26 protein-coding genes are annotated in these 19,820 nt (G+C 41.7%); 8 read left to right on the top strand and 18 right to left on the bottom strand.

What is annotated here, in order from left to right:
• Positions 1 to 50 precede the first annotated feature (50 nt).
• The 5 genes from GXP75_RS14595 to GXP75_RS14575 all read left to right on the top strand — a co-directional run bounded on the left by GXP75_RS14595 (position 51) and on the right by GXP75_RS14575 (position 3,758).
• Positions 51 to 533: a DUF2975 domain-containing protein gene (locus GXP75_RS14595; protein WP_242557078.1), complete on the top strand. Its 483-nt coding sequence runs from the start codon at positions 51 to 53 to the stop codon at positions 531 to 533.
• Between the two features lie 10 nt (positions 534 to 543).
• Complete coding sequence (locus GXP75_RS14590) at positions 544 to 765, top strand: helix-turn-helix domain-containing protein (protein WP_106044301.1); 222 nt, start codon at positions 544 to 546, stop codon at positions 763 to 765.
• A gap of 129 nt (positions 766 to 894) precedes the next feature.
• Positions 895 to 1,707 carry a DUF817 domain-containing protein gene (locus tag GXP75_RS14585; RefSeq protein ID WP_214918883.1) on the top strand — a complete coding sequence of 271 codons (813 nt, stop codon included), beginning with the start codon at positions 895 to 897 and terminating at the stop codon, positions 1,705 to 1,707.
• Positions 1,708 to 2,025: 318 nt separating this feature from the next.
• Complete coding sequence (locus tag GXP75_RS14580) at positions 2,026 to 2,898, top strand: AraC family transcriptional regulator (protein WP_242557077.1); 873 nt, start codon at positions 2,026 to 2,028, stop codon at positions 2,896 to 2,898.
• Positions 2,899 to 3,641: 743 nt separating this feature from the next.
• On the top strand, positions 3,642 to 3,758 hold the full coding sequence (locus GXP75_RS14575) for a YjcZ family sporulation protein (RefSeq protein WP_003240909.1): 117 nt from the start codon (positions 3,642 to 3,644) through the stop codon (positions 3,756 to 3,758).
• 264 nt (positions 3,759 to 4,022) lie between these two features.
• On the opposite strand, the gene GXP75_RS14570 is transcribed toward GXP75_RS14575, so the two are convergent.
• The 3 genes from GXP75_RS14570 to msrA form a co-directional block, all read right to left on the bottom strand.
• A complete protein-coding gene (locus GXP75_RS14570) occupies positions 4,023 to 4,286 on the bottom strand; it encodes a SunI/YnzG family protein (protein WP_061573049.1) in 264 nt (87 codons plus the stop codon).
• Between the two features lie 112 nt (positions 4,287 to 4,398).
• The gene (gene msrB, locus GXP75_RS14565) at positions 4,399 to 4,833 is read right to left on the bottom strand and encodes a peptide-methionine (R)-S-oxide reductase MsrB (protein ID WP_003325720.1); all 435 of its coding nucleotides are present in this window, start codon (positions 4,831 to 4,833) and stop codon (positions 4,399 to 4,401) included.
• A complete protein-coding gene (gene msrA, locus GXP75_RS14560; protein ID WP_061670145.1) occupies positions 4,834 to 5,367 on the bottom strand; it encodes a peptide-methionine (S)-S-oxide reductase MsrA in 534 nt (177 codons plus the stop codon). It abuts the gene before it with no gap.
• A gap of 133 nt (positions 5,368 to 5,500) precedes the next feature.
• Here msrA and GXP75_RS14555 point away from each other — a divergent pair, with 133 nt between their 5' ends.
• The gene (locus GXP75_RS14555) at positions 5,501 to 5,926 is read left to right on the top strand and encodes a MarR family transcriptional regulator (protein ID WP_061573047.1); all 426 of its coding nucleotides are present in this window, start codon (positions 5,501 to 5,503) and stop codon (positions 5,924 to 5,926) included.
• Between the two features lie 23 nt (positions 5,927 to 5,949).
• Here the strand turns inward: GXP75_RS14555 and GXP75_RS14550 are convergent, their stop codons facing one another.
• From GXP75_RS14550 to ilvA, 7 genes are all read right to left on the bottom strand, one after another.
• Positions 5,950 to 7,302 carry an MATE family efflux transporter gene (locus GXP75_RS14550; RefSeq protein ID WP_242557076.1) on the bottom strand — a complete coding sequence of 451 codons (1,353 nt, stop codon included), beginning with the start codon at positions 7,300 to 7,302 and terminating at the stop codon, positions 5,950 to 5,952.
• Positions 7,303 to 7,381: 79 nt separating this feature from the next.
• Positions 7,382 to 7,576: a protein YpmT gene (ypmT, locus tag GXP75_RS14545; RefSeq protein WP_214918875.1), complete on the bottom strand. Its 195-nt coding sequence runs from the start codon at positions 7,574 to 7,576 to the stop codon at positions 7,382 to 7,384.
• A gap of 21 nt (positions 7,577 to 7,597) precedes the next feature.
• Positions 7,598 to 8,161: a YpmS family protein gene (locus tag GXP75_RS14540; RefSeq protein ID WP_003325715.1), complete on the bottom strand. Its 564-nt coding sequence runs from the start codon at positions 8,159 to 8,161 to the stop codon at positions 7,598 to 7,600.
• Positions 8,162 to 8,170: 9 nt separating this feature from the next.
• Positions 8,171 to 8,941: an SGNH/GDSL hydrolase family protein gene (locus tag GXP75_RS14535; protein WP_214918871.1), complete on the bottom strand. Its 771-nt coding sequence runs from the start codon at positions 8,939 to 8,941 to the stop codon at positions 8,171 to 8,173.
• Between the two features lie 78 nt (positions 8,942 to 9,019).
• Positions 9,020 to 9,601: an SCO family protein gene (locus tag GXP75_RS14530; RefSeq protein ID WP_242557075.1), complete on the bottom strand. Its 582-nt coding sequence runs from the start codon at positions 9,599 to 9,601 to the stop codon at positions 9,020 to 9,022.
• A gap of 189 nt (positions 9,602 to 9,790) precedes the next feature.
• Positions 9,791 to 10,042 carry a DUF2535 family protein gene (locus tag GXP75_RS14525; protein ID WP_003325710.1) on the bottom strand — a complete coding sequence of 84 codons (252 nt, stop codon included), beginning with the start codon at positions 10,040 to 10,042 and terminating at the stop codon, positions 9,791 to 9,793.
• A gap of 90 nt (positions 10,043 to 10,132) precedes the next feature.
• The gene (gene ilvA, locus GXP75_RS14520) at positions 10,133 to 11,401 is read right to left on the bottom strand and encodes a threonine ammonia-lyase IlvA (RefSeq protein ID WP_214918865.1); all 1,269 of its coding nucleotides are present in this window, start codon (positions 11,399 to 11,401) and stop codon (positions 10,133 to 10,135) included.
• 180 nt (positions 11,402 to 11,581) lie between these two features.
• Here ilvA and GXP75_RS14515 point away from each other — a divergent pair, with 180 nt between their 5' ends.
• Both GXP75_RS14515 and trhA read left to right on the top strand, forming a co-directional pair.
• Positions 11,582 to 12,592: a sigma 54-interacting transcriptional regulator gene (locus GXP75_RS14515; protein ID WP_150223363.1), complete on the top strand. Its 1,011-nt coding sequence runs from the start codon at positions 11,582 to 11,584 to the stop codon at positions 12,590 to 12,592.
• A 16-nt stretch (positions 12,593 to 12,608) separates the two neighbouring features.
• On the top strand, positions 12,609 to 13,247 hold the full coding sequence (gene trhA, locus GXP75_RS14510; protein ID WP_061573040.1) for a PAQR family membrane homeostasis protein TrhA: 639 nt from the start codon (positions 12,609 to 12,611) through the stop codon (positions 13,245 to 13,247).
• Between the two features lie 43 nt (positions 13,248 to 13,290).
• Here trhA and GXP75_RS14505 read toward each other — a convergent pair whose 3' ends face one another.
• The 8 genes from GXP75_RS14505 to ilvD all read right to left on the bottom strand — a co-directional run bounded on the left by GXP75_RS14505 (position 13,291) and on the right by ilvD (position 19,736).
• Positions 13,291 to 13,914, bottom strand: coding sequence for a lysophospholipid acyltransferase family protein (locus tag GXP75_RS14505; protein WP_242557074.1), 624 nt, complete (start codon positions 13,912 to 13,914; stop codon positions 13,291 to 13,293).
• Positions 13,915 to 14,421 carry a dihydrofolate reductase gene (locus GXP75_RS14500; protein ID WP_214918857.1) on the bottom strand — a complete coding sequence of 169 codons (507 nt, stop codon included), beginning with the start codon at positions 14,419 to 14,421 and terminating at the stop codon, positions 13,915 to 13,917. It lies immediately after the preceding gene.
• On the bottom strand, positions 14,418 to 15,212 hold the full coding sequence (locus tag GXP75_RS14495) for a thymidylate synthase (protein ID WP_010788988.1): 795 nt from the start codon (positions 15,210 to 15,212) through the stop codon (positions 14,418 to 14,420). The genes GXP75_RS14500 and GXP75_RS14495 overlap by 4 nt, the downstream gene beginning before the upstream one ends.
• A gap of 87 nt (positions 15,213 to 15,299) precedes the next feature.
• A complete protein-coding gene (locus GXP75_RS14490; RefSeq protein WP_061573037.1) occupies positions 15,300 to 15,836 on the bottom strand; it encodes a phosphatidylglycerophosphatase A family protein in 537 nt (178 codons plus the stop codon).
• Between the two features lie 18 nt (positions 15,837 to 15,854).
• Positions 15,855 to 16,469, bottom strand: a complete 615-nt coding sequence (locus tag GXP75_RS14485) for a YpjP family protein (protein WP_106044289.1) — start codon at positions 16,467 to 16,469, stop codon at positions 15,855 to 15,857.
• Between the two features lie 255 nt (positions 16,470 to 16,724).
• Positions 16,725 to 17,498: a class I SAM-dependent methyltransferase gene (locus GXP75_RS14480; protein ID WP_242557073.1), complete on the bottom strand. Its 774-nt coding sequence runs from the start codon at positions 17,496 to 17,498 to the stop codon at positions 16,725 to 16,727.
• Between the two features lie 41 nt (positions 17,499 to 17,539).
• Positions 17,540 to 17,974, bottom strand: a complete 435-nt coding sequence (locus tag GXP75_RS14475; protein ID WP_061573034.1) for a BrxA/BrxB family bacilliredoxin — start codon at positions 17,972 to 17,974, stop codon at positions 17,540 to 17,542.
• A gap of 85 nt (positions 17,975 to 18,059) precedes the next feature.
• Entirely contained in the window at positions 18,060 to 19,736 is a 1,677-nt protein-coding gene (ilvD, locus tag GXP75_RS14470; RefSeq protein ID WP_242557072.1) for a dihydroxy-acid dehydratase, read from the bottom strand.
• Between the last annotated feature and the right edge of the window lie 84 nt (positions 19,737 to 19,820).

Genomic DNA, 19,820 nt, shown 5'->3' with positions numbered 1-19,820 from the left:
TAAATAATGTGCTAAATTCAAATTGAAAACAAATAAGTGAGGTGCTTTTTATGAAACGAGGAACAACACTCTTTTTAAAGATAGCTGTGTTTCTTATTGGAATTCCAGTTCTAGCTTTGTGCATATTTTTGGTGCCTGAGATAGCGAATTTTGCAGCAGAATTGTACCCGGATATTGCCTATATAAAATATCTCGTTTTAATCAATTTGTATGCATCGGCGATTCCTTTTTACTTTGCTCTGTATCAAGCTTTTAAACTTTTAAGCTATATTGACAAGAACAAAGCTTTCTCGGAGTTATCTGTAAGAGCTTTAAAAAATATAAAATACTGTGCAATCACAATCAGTATCTTGTTTGTCGCAGGCATGCCACTCTTTTATCTCATGGCGGAGAAGGACGACGCCCCAGGTATCATATTAATCGGATTGGTCGTTATTTTTGCTTCAATGGTGATTGCAGTCTTTGCTGCTGTTCTTCAAAAACTGTTAAAAGAAGCGATTGATATAAAATCAGAAAATGCCTTAACGGTCTGAGGTGATTAACATGGCAATTATTATCAATATTGATGTGATGCTGGCTAAAAGGAAAATGAGCGTAACAGAACTTTCGGAGAGGGTTGGAATAACAATGGCTAATCTTTCTATATTGAAAAATGGAAAGGCAAAGGCCATTCGATTATCAACTTTAGAGGCAATTTGTAAGGCTTTAGAATGTCAACCCGGAGATATTTTGGAATACCGAAGTGATGAAGACACCCAGAATTAAAACAGCAGGAATTAAAAGGAAAATAAAGTTATTCGGCGGTGATCCTATGCATATAACCCTGCGTCTTTTTAGCTACTATGCTAATCAGGCCTTACATATATTCAGAACAAACCTTTGGAGGCACAAATCATGAGACCACTAAAACAACTCGTTCGTTTTGGTTGGGAGCAGGCCCTATCATGTTTGTTTCCCGTCGTTATTTTTGCCTCTTTGGCTATAACACAAATCGTGCCTCTTCCCTTCCTGCCACGGTATGACTGGCTGCTCATCATCTGCCTTCTCATGCAGTGGCGGATGGTACGTTCTGGGCTTGAAACACGGGATGAACTAAAGGTTATTACATTGTTCCACCTTATTGGACTTGCTCTTGAACTTTACAAGGTACATAAGGGCTCTTGGTCTTATCCAGAGGAAGGTTATTTCAAAATTTTTGGAGTGCCTTTGTATAGCGGCTTCATGTACGCAAGTGTAGCCAGTTATCTTTGCCAGGCGTGGAGGAGGCTTAAGGTTAAACTGGTTAAGTGGCCGCCGTTTTTGGTAGTTGTACCTCTTGCCGCTGCGATCTATTTGAATTTTTTCACCCACCATTATTGGATTGACATCCGCTTTTGGTTATCTGGACTTGTCATGATCGTCTTTTGGCAATCCTGGGTCACATACGAGGTTAATGGAACTCGTTACCGTATGCCACTCGCACTTTCTTTTGTGCTCATCGGATTTTTTATATGGATAGCCGAAAATATCGCAACATTCTTTGGAGCTTGGGAATATCCAAACCAAACCGATGCATGGAGTCTCGTTCATCTGGGAAAAGTGAGTTCATGGCTCTTATTAGTGATTGTCAGCTTTCTTATAGTAGCGACGTTAAAACAGGTTAAGGGGAAAAGTTCCTCTAGGATAGATACCAGTCAATTTTATAACCTGTTAAGAACCTTCTTTTAAAAAAGTCAGATCCTTAGCATTGTTGCTTTTTTCTTTATAAAAAGCAGATCATACTGCCGGAGTACATTTATTAAGGTCTTGTGAAAATTTCCGCTTACACTATAGGAGACTTTTATTGAATAAGCATAAAAATAAAAGGACATAACGGTCCTTTTTGAATATTACGTTATGCGTAATTTGTAGAGATATATAATAAATTTTGATCATTTATAAACAAGCCTGATTATTTATAATAAATTGATCCTACATAATGGTGCACGAAATGTCGGATGGATACATTCAACTCCTGCTATGCTATTGATAAAGGAGGTCATAAAAATGGATTTGCTTAAAAATATGAACGAAGCAATAAAGTATATTGAAGAAAACCTTACTAATGATATTGACTTTAAAGAAGTAGCAAGGGTGGCTTACTGCTCCGAATATCATTTTAAAAGGATGTTTTCCTTCCTTGCAGGTATTACGCTGTCGGAATACATTCGCCGCAGACGACTAACTCTTGCAGCATTTGATATTAAAGAAACCGACGTAAAGGTCATTGACATTGCGATGAAATACGGTTATAACTCGCCAGATTCTTTTGCAAGAGCTTTTCAAAATTTGCATGGCATAACACCGTCAGAAGCCAGAAATAATAGCCATTCACTTAAAGCTTATTCACGAATGACCTTCCAGTTATCAATTAAAGGAGGAAGTGCAATGAACTATCGAATTCAAGAAAAAGAAGCATTTCGCATTGTTGGTATTAAGAAAAGAGTTCCTATAATTTTCAACGGGGTTAATCCAGAGATCTCCTCTATGTGGGAAAGTTTAGATGGTGAAACGATCAATAAACTTAAAAAACTTTCTAATGTCGAACCTATGGGGCTGCTTAGTGCATCCACAAACTTTTCTGAAAGCAGGATGGAGGAAGAAGGGGAGCTTGATCACTATATTGGAGCAGCAACAACTAAGGAGTGTCCAGATAACTTAACACAGCTTGAAGTTCCTGCCTCTACATGGGCGGTTTTTGAAGCAATCGGACCATTCCCTGATACATTGCAAGATGTGTGGGGACGCATTTATTCCGAATGGTTTCCATCCTCAAACTATGAACAAATAGAAGGTCCCGAAATCCTGTGGAATGAGGATAAAGATGTAACCTCGCCAACTTTCAAAAGTGAAATATGGGTGCCGATTTTGAAAAAATAATAGTAACCGTGAGATTCAACAAACTGGTGATTGTGGAACAACATAATTAGAAAATGATCAAACTTTTTTATAAAACCAAACTTTATTTCAAAGCTACATGATTTGCTCGTATATATTAATGAGCGAAGCAAAAGACGAAAGTATCGCCTTCTGGAACGCCTTGTACTTCTTGGTACATGCGCGTTTCGGTTGTAAAATTCGAGTAAAATCATCTTCATGCTTTGACCAGTTTGCTGCGTCATAAAATTTTTGTGAATTATTGTTGTCAATATTAAATGCACTCATGAAAGATGGGGATCTAAATTTGTAACTGTATGCTTTTAAAAATTGATTTCATCTGATTAAAAATGTACTTACTTAGGAACTCTTCTTCGTTGTAATCAGTTTTCAACCAGGTATTTTAAGCTGTTGACAGATGTTTCATTCATTTTTCCAGCCACAGTCCGGCTTATTAATGTCGCTTAGATCGATGTATTTCTTGACTAGCTTGTGGGCATGTTTTCCGCTACAGTTCTTTTAACTTAATCCATCTCCTTTTGTTCTAATTTGTCATATACTGCGCTTGCCCGGGAAATCATGAATATTTCCGTTGATTATAATTTCCCTCTAACTCTTTAAGTAGAATGGTAAGGAATATTTTACTTAGACTAAGCAATCATTTTAATATCAATTAAACTAGCACCCCTATCGAACTAGTTTACTCGGCATATCATGTACTATCCTCTTTTAAAGGAGGTGACCATATGGGATACTCAAATGGTTATGGTAGCTCCTTCGCATTAATCGTGGTGCTATTCATCTTATTAATCATTGTTGGAGCATCTTTCTTCGGAGGCTATCCAGAAGGCGTTCCCATTTAACCGATATGTTAGGAGTATCTCCATTACTCTGTAAGGCGCCATAAGATTTCTTATGGCGTTTTTACGCAATTGTGATTGTATAAATGTTTAATTTTCATTTAAAACATAGCCACCTGGTTAAATCAATGGAAAAGGACCATACTTTGAAATAGCTTCGTTAATACCAGCAAACGTCAAGTGAATAAGTTTGCCTTCTTCCATGTCCCTATCCCCTAACAATTATCTAGATTTTACTATGCTTCATGATTACAAGAGCAAAGGACTTCAATTACTTAAGAGGGAATGAATCTTGTTCATAGTGGAATTCACATTAGTTGTGAACAAGATGTAAGTGTTATTTGTTGTTTTAATCACTACCCTATCTGTAGTGCCATAAGGAGTTCCTATTCTTATTGCATTTTTCTCCTCTCCCCCATAAGTCAGATCAAGAGAGACATCTTTTATTTCTTTGATTGGAATTTCAATTTGGGATAGTTGCCAACTGATTTTAAGACTTTCATTGAATTTATCAACTTTTATGCCAAGCATGATCATATTCCCCTTTTGACAATGACTTCAGTAAAATTTTAGCATAACTAGTCTGACAGAAAAAAGCAAAAAAAACAGGCCTGATCATTTACTGGGCAGGCCTGTTTTTGTTTTACTTGTCAAATAGATGCTGGTAGGCTTCATATCCTTCTTCCTTCAGCTTATCTTTTGGTATAAACCGCAAAGCGGCAGAATTAATGCAATAGCGCAGTCCGCTTGGTCCCGGACCGTCGTTAAATACATGACCGAGATGTGAGTCCGCCGTCCGGCTTCTCACTTCCGTACGAATCATTCCGTGGGTCGTGTCTACTTTTTCTTCCACTTCTTTATCTTCAATCGGCTTTGTAAAGCTTGGCCAGCCGCAATGGGAATCGAATTTATCCATTGAAGTGAAAAGGGGCTTCCCCGAGACAATATCTACATAGAGGCCTTCCTCTTTATGATCCCAATATTCATTTTGAAACGGCGGCTCTGTCCCGTTATTTTGCGTGACCTCATACTGCATTCGGTTTAATGATTTTATTTTTTCTTCTTTATTACCTGCCATTTATTTGGCCCCCCAGTGCTGATTAATAAAACCTTCTCGCCCTGAACCTATCCTGTAACGCTGATAATGGGCCGTATTTTTCTTGTAAAAACCTTGATGATAATCCTCTGCTTCGTAGAAAGGCTCTGCTTTCAAAATATCAGTGACAATTGGAGCTTTGAAAATTCCGCTTTCCTCAAGCCTTTTTTTCGACTCCTCCGCCAGCTCTTTTTGTTTTTCATTATGATAGAAGATGGCCGCGCGATAAGAGCTGCCCCGATCAGCAAACTGCCCGCCGGCATCTGTCGGATCTATTTGCTGCCAAAACAGTTCAAGCAGCTTTTCATAGGGAAACACATCAGGTTGAAAAGTAATTTGAACCGCTTCCCGGTGGCCCGTTGTCTCACTGCACACTTCTTCGTACGTAGGGTTTTCAGTATGGCCCCCTGTATACCCGGATACCACTTTTTCGATTCCCGGCTGTTCATCGAATGGCTTGACCATACACCAAAAACAGCCCCCTGCAAATGTGGCGATTTCTTTTTTTTCAGACATACTGGTGCCTCCTTTGTTAATACGTGGTATTATTATATTATAGCATGTAAAAATAGAATGAAAATGATTCTGCTTTTCGGTAAAAAAGCTTATAAGTTGAAACCACGCTGATTATGTAATGGAGGTTCACAATTTGAAAGTAAGAACTCAAATGATGTACGATATGGAAGCTTTACTCCGTAAAGTATTTAAACAAATACGCAATGAAGTTAATGAAATCTTAGATAAAGAGCTATCGCGAAATGAATTTACGATTCTGCGTCTGCTCAGTGAGCAAGGACCTAAAAAGGTTACAGAATTCGCCCCGATATTAGAAGTGTCGGCAAGCCATATCACCGCTGTTACTGACGCCTTGGTGGAAAAGGAATGGATTACGAGAATCCGTTCAAAAGAAGACAGACGCATTATCAGAATTCACATCACCGAAGCCGGTGAGAAAATCGTTGAACATTTCAATCAGAAAAAAACAGAATATTTCTTTAAACGTTTCGATTGCTATAATGATGCAGAGCTCGCAACCTTAATCGAGCTGTTCAGCAAGCTCGATAAAAAACGGTAAAAAACAAAAAGCACATTCCGCTCTCAGCCGGATTGTGCTTTTTCCTTTTCAAACAGCTTCATCATTTTCCAGCGGCCGTATCGGTAATATAAAAAAGCGGCACAGCTGCTAAACAATAAGCTCATACCTATACCGAGCCCTATTCCTTTTTCTCCAAGCCAAGCTGAAAAGATGGCAGTAAACGGGTATCTCAGCACCCAAAACGATATAATATTGAGAAGCAGCACCTGCATCATGGCGCCTGCTGCCCTGACGATTCCATTCAGCACAAAATTAATTCCGATAAAAGGATAAAAGAATGCGATCCACCGCAAATATTCCTCTCCGAAACGAACCGCCTCTGGTTCCTTAATAAATAAACCAATCGCGTATTTACCGAATAGGCTGATACAGACCGCAATCAGCAGCATACAGGCAAACACATACATTACACCATGCTTAGCAATTTCTCCCGTCCTCTTATAATTTCCAATTCCGATATTTTGGCCAGCCATGCTATTGACTGCCGTACCCGCCGCCATCGCCGGAAGAGTAATAATACTATCAAGCCGCTGGGCAGCGCCGAATCCTGAAACGACATGCTCACCATACGAATTAACGACGCTCATGATCGCCATCATTCCTCCTGAAATGACCATCATTTGTAATCCCGCAGGAATGCCAAGCCTCAGAATCAATCCAAATTCCTTCCACTTCGGCTTTCTTGGCACAGAAAACGGAACAAGCTTATTTTTTATGACATAAAAAAGACCGTAAAGAAACGCAATACCCTGTGACAAAAGCGTCGCATAGGCGGCTCCTGCAATTCCCCAATGAAAAACAGAAATAAACACCGGGGCCAATACGGTGTTTAAAATCACCGCAAAAGCGATAAACCGCAATGGCGTTTTACTGTCCCCGATCGCCCTGAGCACTGTGCTGATAAAGTTATAACCGAATAAAAAAAGAATCCCGATAAAATGAATTTTTAAATAGATGTCAGCAAGCGGAATCATATTTTCCGGTGTATGCAGCAGGCGCAACAAGAAATCAGATAAGAAAAATCCCGCCGCACCGCATACGACGCTTAACAATGTCATCAAAATGACGAATGCATTAATATAAGATGCCATTCCCTTTTCGTCATCTTTTCCTTTTTGCTGAGATAAAATCGTCAAAGTGGCATTATTCAGCCCCAAAATAAATGACAGCACCGTAAATACAATTGTGCCGGAAACCGCGGAAGCGCCAAGCGCCTTTGCCCCCAATAAGTTGCCGACCCATAAGCTGTCTATAAACTGAAAAGACACCTGCAGCATGTTTCCAAGCAAAATAGGTGTTGAGAACAAGACTAACTGTTTCAGTACATGGCCTTTTGTAAAATCATAAGACTTCATATTTTCTCCTCATCTTCTAATTTATTGCGGTTCAATCGCATAAAAAAAGAGACGATCTGGCATGTCTCTTGTTGTACCTCTATGATTTATCGGTTTTTTGTCGATCTTTTACTTCAAATGTAAACACCGTCACACTCAGAAACAAAGCGCAATATGCGATGTTTAAATACATTTGGTCTATATCTTCTCTGGCCAGATGAAGATACGCAAGCCAGCCGAAATAGAAGGAAAACACGCAAGCCAATAAACTGCAATACTGATAAATTCGCTTCAATTCGGTCACTCCTGTTACACGCTATTGTTTAGGATGATAATAAGAGAATTCAATTTCATCTTCTTCTAAATTAATCTTATCCGCTTTTACATACATTCCATTGGATAATGGCATCTCTGACAGACGCACTTCAATGCTTTTGTCGCTTGGATGCACATGGACAAAAGAAGGAAGTTCATAAAAGCTGTCCATATAATTTAAAACAAAACTAATCGGAATACTCAATTTCCCTAATGAAAATTTCGTGACTTCCAGCTCAACATCACCGTTTTCTTGAACGATCGGCTGAAAGGCGACAAATGCATCAATCGTTGATGAAAAAGCCTTGATCTTCCCTACCACTTGTACATCGTCATCAATTTCGACTTTATAATCAAGCTGGTTTGATGCCTTTTCTTTTAAGTACGAATTGACAAATGCGGCAAGTGATTCTTTTGTGCTTGTCACATTAAAACCATATTCATTCGTTTTCGTTTGCTGCATGTCTGTTTTTTCCCCCGGTAAAATCATCAATACCGCGATTCCGCCGGCAACAATGATATTTAAAGCCAAAAGGATAAAAAACAAACGTTTCCACTTCTTCATACATTCACCCTATTCTGCTGGTAACCCTTCTTTTACAATGGTTTGATAGACCCGTTTTGCTATTAATGAATATCCTGTCCCATTAGGATGGAAATCATCTTCTTCAGAAATACGTTTACTGTCACTTTTTTTGGCAAATAAATCTTCGACATTCGTCATCGCTGCGTTCTTGTCCGCTTTCAGCTCTTTTTTCGCGATTTTATTCCAATCCGTTACAACCCCGTCTATTTCGTTTAATTCAGACAAAGTAAACGCAAACGGATTATACATGCCGACATATATGAGCTCTGCCTCATCATTCTGCTCTCTTATTTTACTGATGATTTGTTTGAACCGCTTTTCAAAAGGCTTTTCTTCATTTTGAAAGGGTTCGAGCGTTAATTGCAAGAAATTTTGGCGCAGAATTTTCATAAGGTCATTGCCGCCAATTGTAAAAAAGATATAATCAGCATCTTTTAAACCATTTTGAACGCTTTTATCGTCAAGCTTTTTCAAAAGGTCATCCGAGCGATGCCCTTGGACAGCATAATTTTTCACATCTACTGTTTTTACTTGCCCGTCTGATTTTAATGCTTCCGCCACCTTGCCGACATAACCCTTGCCTTCAGGATCTCCGACTCCTTTTGTCAGCGAATCCCCTATAGCGGCGATCACAATATGCTCTTTGGTTTTCTGTTCCTCGGCTTTTTGCTCTCTCTCTATTGCAGTTTGCCGAACACTTGTACAGGCTGTAAGAAGCAAAATCATACTGGCAATGAGTACCAAAATGCGCAGCTTCAATCTTGTTGCTCCTTCCCCAATCTACTAGAGGAAAGTGTATCATGTTTTTCAGATTTTGAAAATGGCTGTTCTACGAGTTTACTTGAGCTTTTCGGCAGCTTTCACATCAGCAATAATATCTTCATAGGGGGTATTTTCAACACCATTATAGTCTTTAAGCACCTTGCCGTCCGGACCGACTAAATAAAAGGAGGTTTGGTGAATCACCTGATCTTCTCCCTCCGGCTTTTTCACAATCGATTTAAAACTATTAAGTGCAAATGCTTCGATTTCACTTTGACTGTATCCCGTAAGAAAGTCCCAATTATCAAATGACATCGGATAATTAGCGGCAAATTTCTTCAGCTCTTTCGGCGTATCGTTCTCCGGGTCCACGCTGAAGGAAACGATCCGGACATCCGCATCTTCTGCCTTCAATTTTTTTTGAAGATCGGTCATATGAGCCGTCATAGGCGGACAAACTGTTTCACAATTTGTGAAAATAAAGTCAGCCAGCCAAACCTCTCCTTTTAAACGATCCAATGATACAGTTTTCCCATCTTGATTTTCAAAAGAAAATGGCTCTATTTCATAATTAAGCGGATCTTTTATTTGCTGCCCACCGCAAGCGCAGAGCATCAGCAAAAAAACAGCCGCTGCCACATATTTCACATATCGCATTTGCTTCATCCTCCCTATCAGCTAAAAACGCTTTCATAAATAACCGCCATCATACGCCTGATTTATCTTAAGGGGCCATGGGTGTTGAATAAGATGCGGCATAAAAAAATCCCTACACAGCATCCCCTATGTGCCGCCAGTGGTTACCGCGGTCATCATAAGGGTGTGTGCTTAGGAATAGATCCGTTTTTACGCATTATGTTTTAATGACTCTTGGTGAAAAATAGCCTGATAATCCTTCCATTTCATACGGCGTTTCATATACTGTCGGAAAGAATACACTTGTGCCCTGCTGTCTGATGAAAACACTTCCTTCAAATAGAGCTGAAGGTTTTGATTCATCATAAAAAAATGGTTCTCATCTTCCTTCAATACGGGTATTTCTGTCACTTTTACCTGAATCCCGTCCCGGCGTTTGAACTCTAGGCTTTTGAGTAACAAGCTATCAATCCTCTTTTTGATTGTTTTCTTTTATTATATAAAAACGGAGGAATAGTTGTCTGTCATTTTATGCGGTTTTTTCAGAAAAAATTAGATCAGTAAATGGAACAAGTCCTGGTCCTTGTTCACTTCTAAGTAATGGAATGATTTTTTATCCATTCGCGCAATAAGCGGTTCATAGTCCTCTTTGTACTGAAGCTCGATGCCGACAAGAGCCGGTCCGTTGCTTTTATTGTTCTTTTTCGTATACTCAAAACGAGTAATGTCGTCATTAGGTCCCAGCACTTCATCTAGGAATTCACGAAGCGCGCCCGCTCTCTGCGGAAAATTGACGATAAAATAATGCTGAAGCCCTTCATAAATCATAGACCGCTCCTTCATTTCCTGCATTCTGCCAATATCGTTGTTTCCTCCGCTGATGAGGCACACCACATTTTTTCCTTTTATTTCTTCTTTGTATAAATCCAAAGCGGCAATAGAAAGTGCCCCCGCCGGTTCTGCAACAATTGCGCATTGATTGTACAATTCCAAGATTGATGTACACACTTTTCCTTCAGGAACGAGCAGAATATCATCCACTACCGATTCAAGCGTTTTAAACGTTTGATCGCCAATTTTTTTCACAGCGGCCCCATCAACGAATTTGTCAATTTTATCAAGCGTTACGACATGCCCTGCTTTATTTGATTCAAAATAAGATGCGGCGCCCTTCGGCTCGACTGCAATCACTTTTGTTTCAGGAGAGATGTTTTTCATGTATGTTCCGACGCCGGAAAGCAGGCCGCCGCCTCCGACACTCGCAAACAGAAAATGCGGCTCCACTTCAATATCATTTAAGATTTCGACAGCTGCTGTTCCTTGTCCGGCCATGACATCCGGATCATCGAAAGGATGAATAAATGCGCGGTTTTCTTTATCACAGCATTCGACGGCGCTGTGATAAGCGTCATCAAATGTATCTCCAGTCAGGATAATATCAATAAATCCCTTTCCGAACAGCTCAACCTGAGACACTTTTTGCCTCGGCGTGGTTGACGGCATAAAAATCTTACCGTGAATCCCCAGATGTTTGCACGAAAACGCAACACCTTGGGCGTGGTTTCCGGCGCTTGCGCACACGACTCCGTTTTCAGTCTGCTCTTTAGGGAGCTGCTTCATCTTATTATAAGCTCCACGTAGCTTGAATGATCTGACCACCTGAAGGTCTTCTCTTTTTACGTAAATATTGCACTCGTATCTCTCAGAAAGTCTGTCATTCCTTTGTAAAGGAGTATGAATGACAATATCCTTTACATTTTGGTGGGCCTTTAAAATATCTTTAACTTGGATGAGAGAGTTTTCTTTAAGCAACGGTTTCATGCACAGATTCCTTTCTTATTTTAAATCCTTATTTAATATGCCATTATAGCATGAATATTCGAATAATAAGAGAATTTTTTATATTTACTAAATAAAAAATGAAAGATTAAACAGGAAACTTGTTTTCTCATGAATTGGGGTGTTATACTTTAACCAATTAGAACCAAAAGGAGCCAATAAATGAATACTGCCGCTCACAACCTCTCTTTTCAAAATTTGATAGGAGAACATAAGGCTTTTCTCGAAGCTAAACGGATCGCCATGCAGTTCGCCTCGTCTGATCTTCCTGTACTGATCACAGGAAAAGTCGGAACGGGAAAAGAACATTTCGCTGCGGCAATTCACCATAAATCAGCCAGAAAGAACGAACTATTTATCAGCATTAATTGCAGTACACAATCAGAAGAACGGCTTGAACACGAGCTGTTCGGTTCAGACGGCGCTATTCAAAAAGCAGCGCGCGGGACTTTATTTCTCGATGAGATATGGAGCCTGCCCCGCGGGATACAGGACCAGCTGCTGAGAACTGTCGATTCACAGCCTGCAGCAGACGGACATGCACGCTTCATCTGTGCAACCAGTATTCCGCTGACAGACATTATTGAGAAAAAACAGTTCAGGCAAGATTTGTTCTACAGGCTGAATATACTGAGTTTATCTCTGCCCGCGCTTTCTGAACGAAAAAGCGATATTCCTCTGCTTATCCAGTATTTTCTTAGTCATACTGGGCATCATTTGCATATCGATCCATCTGTCTATCCATTACTTGAGCAGCACCCATTCGAAGGAAATGTCAGAGAATTAAAAAATACGGCGGATTATATGGCTGCCGTCTCGAGCGGAAGCACCATCCATCCGCATGATGTTCCGCCGGATATACAAAACGGACTTTTAGCAAAATCCTCAAAGAAAAAATCAAAATTGCTGACGCTGATGGAAAAAGAAGAATTTATCTTTATTTTAGAATCGGTCAAAGCATTAAATGAAAAAGGCGAACCTGCTAGCAGAAGGATATTATCCGAATTGAGCAAAGACACAAACACAGACTTGACGCCCCAACAGGTAAGAAATCGCCTCGATTATCTGGAAAAAAAGGATTATGTATCAAAAAGCCGCGGCCGGGCGGGTACGAAGATTACAATGGAAGGATTAGATTTTTTACATTCATTGCAAAAGCAAATGATTCAATAGAAGAGAGGAGTATTTGATGTTCACAATAAAAGAAGAAATTGCAAATGCCGTCACACACGGTTTAGGTGTTCTCTTATCAATCCCAGCCATTGTGTATTTAGTGATCTTTGCGGCGAATTACGGCACGGTATGGGATATTGTCAGTTTTTCCGTCTTTGGAGTCTCTATGCTGCTGTTGTATTTGAGCTCCACTCTGCTCCACAGCATTCAGCACAAAAAAACAAAAGATATTTTGGAGATTATTGACCATTCCGCCATTTATGTACTGATTGCCGGAACTTACACGCCGTTTCTGCTTGGTCCGTTAAAAGGCACACTCGGATTCACGATGCTGATTATTGTGTGGTCTTTGGCACTCGGCGGGATTGTATTTAAAATTTTCTTTGTTAAACGATTTATTATTGTATCAACACTTGTTTATCTGTTGATGGGCTGGCTGATGATTATCGCCGTTAAACCGTTGTACGCTTCATTAACAGGCGCCGGTTTCGGCCTTCTCTTACTTGGCGGCATATTATATTCCCTTGGAACGATATTTTATATTTGGAGAAAGATACCTTTCCACCATGCGATTTGGCACAGCTTTGTATTAGGCGGCAGCGCGGCCATGTTTTTCTGCGTATTGTTCTACTGTGTAAAGGTTCCGTTTCTCTGATTGCCAAAAAAGCACAGTCTCTTTTTCAAGAGACTGTGCTTTTTCATGCGCGAAGCTGCTTTTGTTCCGCGGGATAATAGACCCGGCCAAATGACATTTCAATTTCCGATGTTTTTAATCGCTTAAACAGCGTCCCTCGAAGCAAATGATCAGTGCCTTCTGTCTCCACCATAACAATCGGCAAGTTCAGCCGGGCGGCGATCTCCTCGGGATCAGCACTTCCCTTTCTCGACAGAAGCATGCTCTGTCCTTTTTGCAAATGATCCGTGATGTATTTATGCATGACTTCAGGATCGCCTTCTTCCCTTATCACATTCATTCGCTCCAGCCATTTCCCCATAAACGGAATCCGAAAAGCCTTTGGGCTTGCGATAAAACACACGGGGCCCGGCACATGTCCTGCGAGTAAAACAAGGTCAGCCGTTCTCAAGTGAGAATGGACATATAAAACAGGACCGTTCGGAATGGATTCAGTTTGATTGATTGTAATGACAGAACCCGATACATCAATACAGCCTCTCATAAACGCTTTTGGCTGTTCATAGACCAGCTTCATTTGCTTTTCGTACGAAAGGCGAGGGTCTATCGTCGTTAGATTAAACAATTGTTTAATATTCTTCACGAGCATATACACAATGTAAATCACAAGACAGCAAAAGCGAATCAATTAAAGTCCTCCCGCTTCAGAAGAATTCTTTTTTTCGTATACTAGGAACTCATAATTGTACGGGTTTTTTTCATCTTTGATTCCCGATTCTTCAGAAATGAGCTTCCATTCGTCTTCATTAAACTCAGGGAAAAAACGGTCCCCGTCAAATGTATGGTGAATTTTTGTCATATACAGCCTGTCAGCATAAGGGAACAAAGCCTGATAGAGCTGTGCGCCCCCAATAACAAAGCACTCTTCTGCATCAGAGGCGGTTGCCAGAACATCTTCAATTGTTCTGACAACTGTACAGCCCGGAAATTCAGCTTTATCTGCTGATGTCACCACGATGTTTTTCCGATTCGGGAGCGGGCGGCCAATGGACTCAAAAGTTTTCCGGCCCATCACAATGGCATGGCCTGTCGTCACCTTTTTAAAATAAGCGAGGTCGTTCGGAAGCCGCCACGGCAAATCATTGTTTTTTCCAATCAGCCTGTTTTCGTCCATCGCGAATATAAAAGAAATCATACACTTACAGCTCCTTTAATATGCGGATGAGGGTCATAGTCCTCTACAATAAAATCATCAAAAGTAAAGTCGAAAATAGAATCAACTTCTCTTGCGAAACGAAGCTTCGGCAATGGACGCACATCTCGTGTCAGCTGCATGTTCACCTGCTCTGTATGATTTTGATAGATATGGACATCACCAAAAGTATGAATAAATTCACCAGGTTCCAGCCCTGTTACATGAGCAATCATCATGGTAAGCAGTGCATAGGACGCGATATTAAACGGCACGCCTAGAAATACATCGGCCGAACGCTGGTACAGCTGGCAGGACAGTTTGCCGTCTGCCACGTAAAATTGAAACAGACAATGGCACGGCGGCAGAGCCATTTTGTCAATTTCTCCGACGTTCCAAGCACTGACAATCAAACGCCTTGAGTTCGGGTTTGTTTTAATATCATGAACCAGACGTGTGATCTGGTCAATCGTTTCCCCGTCAGCCCCGCGCCATGAGCGCCATTGCGAGCCGTACACCGGTCCGAGCTCTCCATTCTCGTCCGCCCACTCATTCCAGATGCGCACCCCGTTATCCTGAAGATATTTTACGTTCGTTTCGCCCTTTAAAAACCAAAGCAATTCATGAGCGATGGATTTAAAGTGAAGTTTTTTTGTCGTAAGCATCGGGAAGCCTTCTTGGAGATTAAAGCGCATTTGATAGCCGAATGTGCTGATTGTTCCAGTTCCGGTACGGTCTCCCTTTATTTCACCATTCTCTAACACATGACGACATAAGTCTTTATATTGTTTCATTTTTTTCATCCTTTAAAAAGTAGTCTTGTAGTAGTGTAACACAATAAAAAATCATTTCTGCACAATTTCTCAGAAATGATTTTTTTATTAATGAACTACGGGTTTTTCTCCCTGTTCTTCTTTTTCTTCATCTTGAAGATCTTGATGAGTATGAGCGATGCGGCTGGCCGCGGCGGCCGCCAGGGCTGCCACAATGTCATCAAGGAACGTATGAATGCCGTCCGGACTTTCATCAAGTTCCTTAATAATGCCGATCTTCTCTTTATCTAAATAGCCAAAATTCGTTAATCCGATCGAACCGTATACATTAACAATGGAAAGAGGGATGATTTCATCTATTCCATATAAAGGTTCATCCGTTTCAACGAGATGCTGAAGCGGTTCAGGCAAAAGCTTCTGCTCCGCAAGCTGATCAAGCGCCAGCCCTGTCAGCACCGCATGGATAATTTCCCGTTTGTTCAGAACTTTTTCTACATTTTCCACACATACGCTGAGCGGCAGATTCGGATTGTACTTCTCTTGCAGCCTCTGTACAATGCTCGCAATATCCTCAATCATCACGCCCCTTTTATTCAGCATATCTTTTGTAATGTCTACCATTTCGTTCATTGTATATTTTTTCATTTGGAATGGCATCTCCTTTTAAGCGCTCATCCAGTTGGGAGGCGTATTGCGATCCCAATAGATGCTCCCAAGCTCATGATGCGATTGAAATCCGTCTTCTGCTGTATGATAGTGAAAATTAAACCAATACCCTTCATGCGGCGGATGGTCCCGGCGCACATGGAATCTGAGAAGATCTTCTCCGGTGGTCCGATTGTAAACATGGAAGATTTTTTCCGTTTTTCCCGCAGAAGGCTTATCGGAAATCACAACGTCCTGATAAGCTTCATTGTCTTGCAATGTCGCTAAATAAGAAGTTATGACGCTTTCGATTTTCGGCAAGACCTCTTTCCGGTAGTCATCTTCAATCACCGGCGCAATCTTACTTCCAAATTTCAAGAATGATTGACCCTCCGCGCGGTCAAGAAGCTGGTCCTTGTATGACTGGAAAAGCAATTCAGGTTCCAGCCTGCCTTCCCGCCCGTTTTCTTCGTACAGATCATGCTCATCATAAAAAGCGGTGTAATCATTCTGCTCAAGGCTGCTCGGCTGTCCGGAAGGCTTGTCTGTCATCAGAGCAGCCGGAGGAGACACGAGCCCGAACGTCACAATGGTAAATAAAACCACAAGGGTCTTTCTCATCCACAATTTCATGACTGCTTATTCCTCTCTATTTTATTGTAATGTTTCTCTTATTCTAGCATATAATGAAGGCTCAGTCATGTATGATACGTAAATATAATATAGGAGAATTGTTACTTTGCTTTCTTCAATAAAACGCTTACAATAGTGGGGAAAGGGAGGGGGAAAACATATGATTAACGCTTTGTTCGCCGCTGCTTCACTGATTACACTGCTTTACTTTATCATCATGGAAGTAACTGATTAAAACAAGCTCATGACGATTCTTCATGAGCTTGTTTTAATGACGCCAAAGTGGAAAAGCGCCGTTTTTCTTTTAAACACATTGAAACCGTATTTTTCAAACCGAGGGCTTTTCCAATGATCCTTAAGCACGACGCTTTTTCTGGCGGCGCGGACTGCATGCTTTATACAGTCTTCCGCCGGAAACAGCTCGTCTGCTAAGTTGCGCAAAGGGGCAATGCCGTCTGATGCCTCAACAGGCTCGTGAAACATCGGATCGAAATAAATGACATCAACGGAATCGTCGGGAAGCTGCTTCAGGTAGTCGAAACAATCAGCATGCTTGACTTCAATTCTCTTCATTGCAGCTTGAAGCGGCTCCACGCCTGTTTCCCATGTATGGAGGCCTTTTTTTACAAGAACCGATATGAGTTTATGTTTCTCAAGTCCGATAACTGTGCCTGTTTCACCTACGGCCAAGCTTGCCATAATGGAATCAGATGCAAGACCGAGTGTGCAGTCTAAAAAGGAATCGCCAGCCGACAATTCCGCCGCTCTCAGCATGGGCTCTTGTTCGCCGCGCAAAAACCTTTTCGCTCTGAACATCGCTGTATTCGGATGAAAGAAGAATTTTCCGCCATTCTTTGTATAAAGTTCGAATCGTTCTTTACCGATAACCAGCAAATCATTTTCCGATGTTTCCAGTATTTTTTCAACTGGCTGTTTATTTCGGTCACAATAAACGGTGTGCAGCTCTTTGGAAAGCGCTTTGGCTAATTGTACGGTTTGATCAGAAGGTCTATAACTGGTTGTGATCATCATCTTTCTCCTAAAAAGAAAATGCCCGAAATACGGGCATTTTAGCAGTGTTTGTCAAAGGCATCCGTCAAGTTCTTCATAATCTCTTCCATGTCATGCCCCTCAATTTCATGACGCGGGATGAAATGAACGACTTCTTTCCCTTTCAATAGAGCCATGGAGGGCGAGGATGGTTCCTGGCCGGTAAAATACTCACGCATTTTTGCAGTTGCTTCTTTATCTTGGCCTGCAAATACGGTAACAGTCTGATCCGGCGCCTTATCATGCTGTAACACGGCCTGTGTTGCTGCCGGACGAGCAAGGCCCGCTGCACAGCCGCAAACAGAATTGACGACCACTAGTGATGTGCCCTCCGCTTCTTCCATGAAACCTTCTACTTCTTCGGCCGTCGTTAATTCTTTAAAACCGGCTCCAGTCAGCTCGCGGCGCATTGGCACAACCAGCTGGCGCATATATTCTTCATAAGCCATTGACATAAAAAAAGCCCCCTCTATATTCCTTTATCTGATGTAAAGGATACTATAGAGAGGAGCGGATTTCAAATATGCAAATTTCTATCGGCTAGATTTTCATGATACCTCCGGTGTTGGCGCTTGTCACAAGTTTCGAGTAACGGGCCAAATAACCTGTTTTTACTTTCGGTTCAAACCCCTTCCAATTCGTTTTCCGTTTTTCCCATTCTTCTTCAGGGACCTGCACATCTAAGACCCGCTTTTCAATGTCAACAATGACATGATCGCCATTTTCAACAAACGCAAGCGGTCCGCCTTCAGCAGCTTCCGGGGAAACGTGGCCGATTGAAAGTCCGCGTGAAGCCCCTGAAAAACGCCCGTCCGTAATTAAAGCCACTTTAGGCCCCAGCCCCATTCCGACGATTTGTGAAGTCGGCGCAAGCATTTCCGGCATTCCCGGCCCGCCTTTAGGTCCTTCATAACGAATGATGACAACATCGCCCGCTTTGACTTTACGGTTGATGATTCCCTCAAGCGCAGCATCCTGTGAGTCGAATACAACAGCAGGGCCCTCATGTCTTGTGATTCCGTCCTGCACGCCGCCCGTTTTAATAATGGCGCCGTCTGGTGCCAGGTTTCCAAATAAAACGGCAAGTCCGCCCTTTTCAGTGAAAGGCTGATCAAGAGGATGAATGACATCGTAATCTTTTATTTCATGTCCAGCAATGGTTTCACCCAGTGTTTTTCCCGTAACAGTCAGCGCGTCCAAATGAAGCGCCCCTTCTTTTTTAGAAAGCTCGTTCAATGCAGCTGATACACCGCCCGCTTCATGCAAATCTTCAATATACACATCAGAAGCCGGTGCAAGTTTACTTAGGTGAGGCACTCTCTCAGCCACTTCATTAATGCGTTCCAAAGAATACTCAACTCCCGCTTCGTTTGCGAGGGCAAGCGTATGAAGCACTGTATTGGTTGAACCGCCAAGCGCCATGTCCAATGCAAACGCATTGTCAATGGCTTTTTCAGTCACAATGTCACGCGGTTTGATATCCTTGCGAATGGTTTCCATTAATTGCGCGGCTGATTTCTTGACAAACTCTTTACGCGCAGGTGATGTCGCCAAAATGGTTCCGTTCCCCGGCAAAGCCAAGCCAAGCGCCTCTGATAAGCAGTTCATTGAATTTGCTGTAAACATTCCGGAGCAAGATCCGCACGTCGGACAGCCGAACTGTTCTAATTCCTGAAGTTCGCTTTCACCGATTTTTCCGGACTGATATGCCCCGACACCTTCAAATACAGAAGAGAGAGAAATTTTGCGGCCGTCGCTTGTTCTTCCCGCCGCCATTGGTCCTCCGCTGACAAAAATAGTCGGAATGTTGACCCGCATAGCACCCATTAGCATTCCCGGTGTGATTTTGTCACAGTTCGGGATACAGACCATTCCGTCAAACCAGTGAGCCGAGACTACCGTCTCCACAGAGTCCGCAATGATTTCACGGCTCGGAAGCGAATATCTCATGCCGATATGCCCCATGGCAATACCGTCATCTACACCGATCGTATTAAATTCGAAAGGAACGCCCCCCGCCTCTCTGATTGCTTCTTTTACGATTTTTCCAAATTCCTGCAAGTGAACATGACCAGGAACGATATCAATATATGAATTACAAACCGCGATAAACGGTTTGCCGAAATCCTCTTCCTTTACTCCCGCCGCTCTAAGCAAACTGCGGTGTGGTGCTCTGTCGATTCCTTGTGTGATCATGTTACTGCGTAATTCTGCCATGGTGATCCCCCTAAATACTTTCAATTATTTGATTGGATTTTATTTTAACAATTTTCAGTTTATTCGTGGGCTGTTTTTGCAAAT

This window comes from Bacillus sp. HU-1818 (assembly GCF_022695965.1).
Taxonomy (GTDB): Bacteria; Bacillota; Bacilli; order Bacillales; family Bacillaceae; genus Bacillus; species Bacillus atrophaeus.
This window is presented reverse-complemented; position numbering and strand designations above follow the sequence as displayed.

Bases quoted from the DNA above. Each gene is read 5' to 3' on its own strand.
- GXP75_RS14480 (WP_242557073.1), bottom strand. From the start codon at position 17,498: ATGATCACAACCAGTTATAGACCTTCTGATCAAACCGTACAATTAGCC.
- GXP75_RS14550 (WP_242557076.1), bottom strand. From the start codon at position 7,302: ATGAAGTCTTATGATTTTACAAAAGGCCATGTACTGAAACAGTTAGTC.
- trhA (WP_061573040.1), top strand. From the start codon at position 12,609: ATGTTCACAATAAAAGAAGAAATTGCAAATGCCGTCACACACGGTTTA.
- GXP75_RS14515 (WP_150223363.1), top strand. From the start codon at position 11,582: ATGAATACTGCCGCTCACAACCTCTCTTTTCAAAATTTGATAGGAGAA.
- GXP75_RS14485 (WP_106044289.1), bottom strand. From the start codon at position 16,469: ATGAAATTGTGGATGAGAAAGACCCTTGTGGTTTTATTTACCATTGTG.
- msrB (WP_003325720.1), bottom strand. From the start codon at position 4,833: ATGGCAGGTAATAAAGAAGAAAAAATAAAATCATTAAACCGAATGCAG.
- GXP75_RS14500 (WP_214918857.1), bottom strand. From the start codon at position 14,421: ATGATTTCTTTTATATTCGCGATGGACGAAAACAGGCTGATTGGAAAA.
- msrA (WP_061670145.1), bottom strand. From the start codon at position 5,367: ATGTCTGAAAAAAAAGAAATCGCCACATTTGCAGGGGGCTGTTTTTGG.
- GXP75_RS14495 (WP_010788988.1), bottom strand. From the start codon at position 15,212: ATGAAACAATATAAAGACTTATGTCGTCATGTGTTAGAGAATGGTGAA.
- GXP75_RS14585 (WP_214918883.1), top strand. From the start codon at position 895: ATGAGACCACTAAAACAACTCGTTCGTTTTGGTTGGGAGCAGGCCCTA.
- GXP75_RS14575 (WP_003240909.1), top strand. From the start codon at position 3,642: ATGGGATACTCAAATGGTTATGGTAGCTCCTTCGCATTAATCGTGGTG.
- GXP75_RS14490 (WP_061573037.1), bottom strand. From the start codon at position 15,836: ATGAAAAAATATACAATGAACGAAATGGTAGACATTACAAAAGATATG.
- GXP75_RS14570 (WP_061573049.1), bottom strand. From the start codon at position 4,286: ATGCTTGGCATAAAAGTTGATAAATTCAATGAAAGTCTTAAAATCAGT.
- GXP75_RS14530 (WP_242557075.1), bottom strand. From the start codon at position 9,601: ATGCGATATGTGAAATATGTGGCAGCGGCTGTTTTTTTGCTGATGCTC.
- ilvA (WP_214918865.1), bottom strand. From the start codon at position 11,401: ATGAAACCGTTGCTTAAAGAAAACTCTCTCATCCAAGTTAAAGATATT.
- GXP75_RS14580 (WP_242557077.1), top strand. From the start codon at position 2,026: ATGGATTTGCTTAAAAATATGAACGAAGCAATAAAGTATATTGAAGAA.
- GXP75_RS14590 (WP_106044301.1), top strand. From the start codon at position 544: ATGGCAATTATTATCAATATTGATGTGATGCTGGCTAAAAGGAAAATG.
- GXP75_RS14595 (WP_242557078.1), top strand. From the start codon at position 51: ATGAAACGAGGAACAACACTCTTTTTAAAGATAGCTGTGTTTCTTATT.
- ilvD (WP_242557072.1), bottom strand. From the start codon at position 19,736: ATGGCAGAATTACGCAGTAACATGATCACACAAGGAATCGACAGAGCA.
- GXP75_RS14475 (WP_061573034.1), bottom strand. From the start codon at position 17,974: ATGTCAATGGCTTATGAAGAATATATGCGCCAGCTGGTTGTGCCAATG.
- GXP75_RS14540 (WP_003325715.1), bottom strand. From the start codon at position 8,161: ATGAAGAAGTGGAAACGTTTGTTTTTTATCCTTTTGGCTTTAAATATC.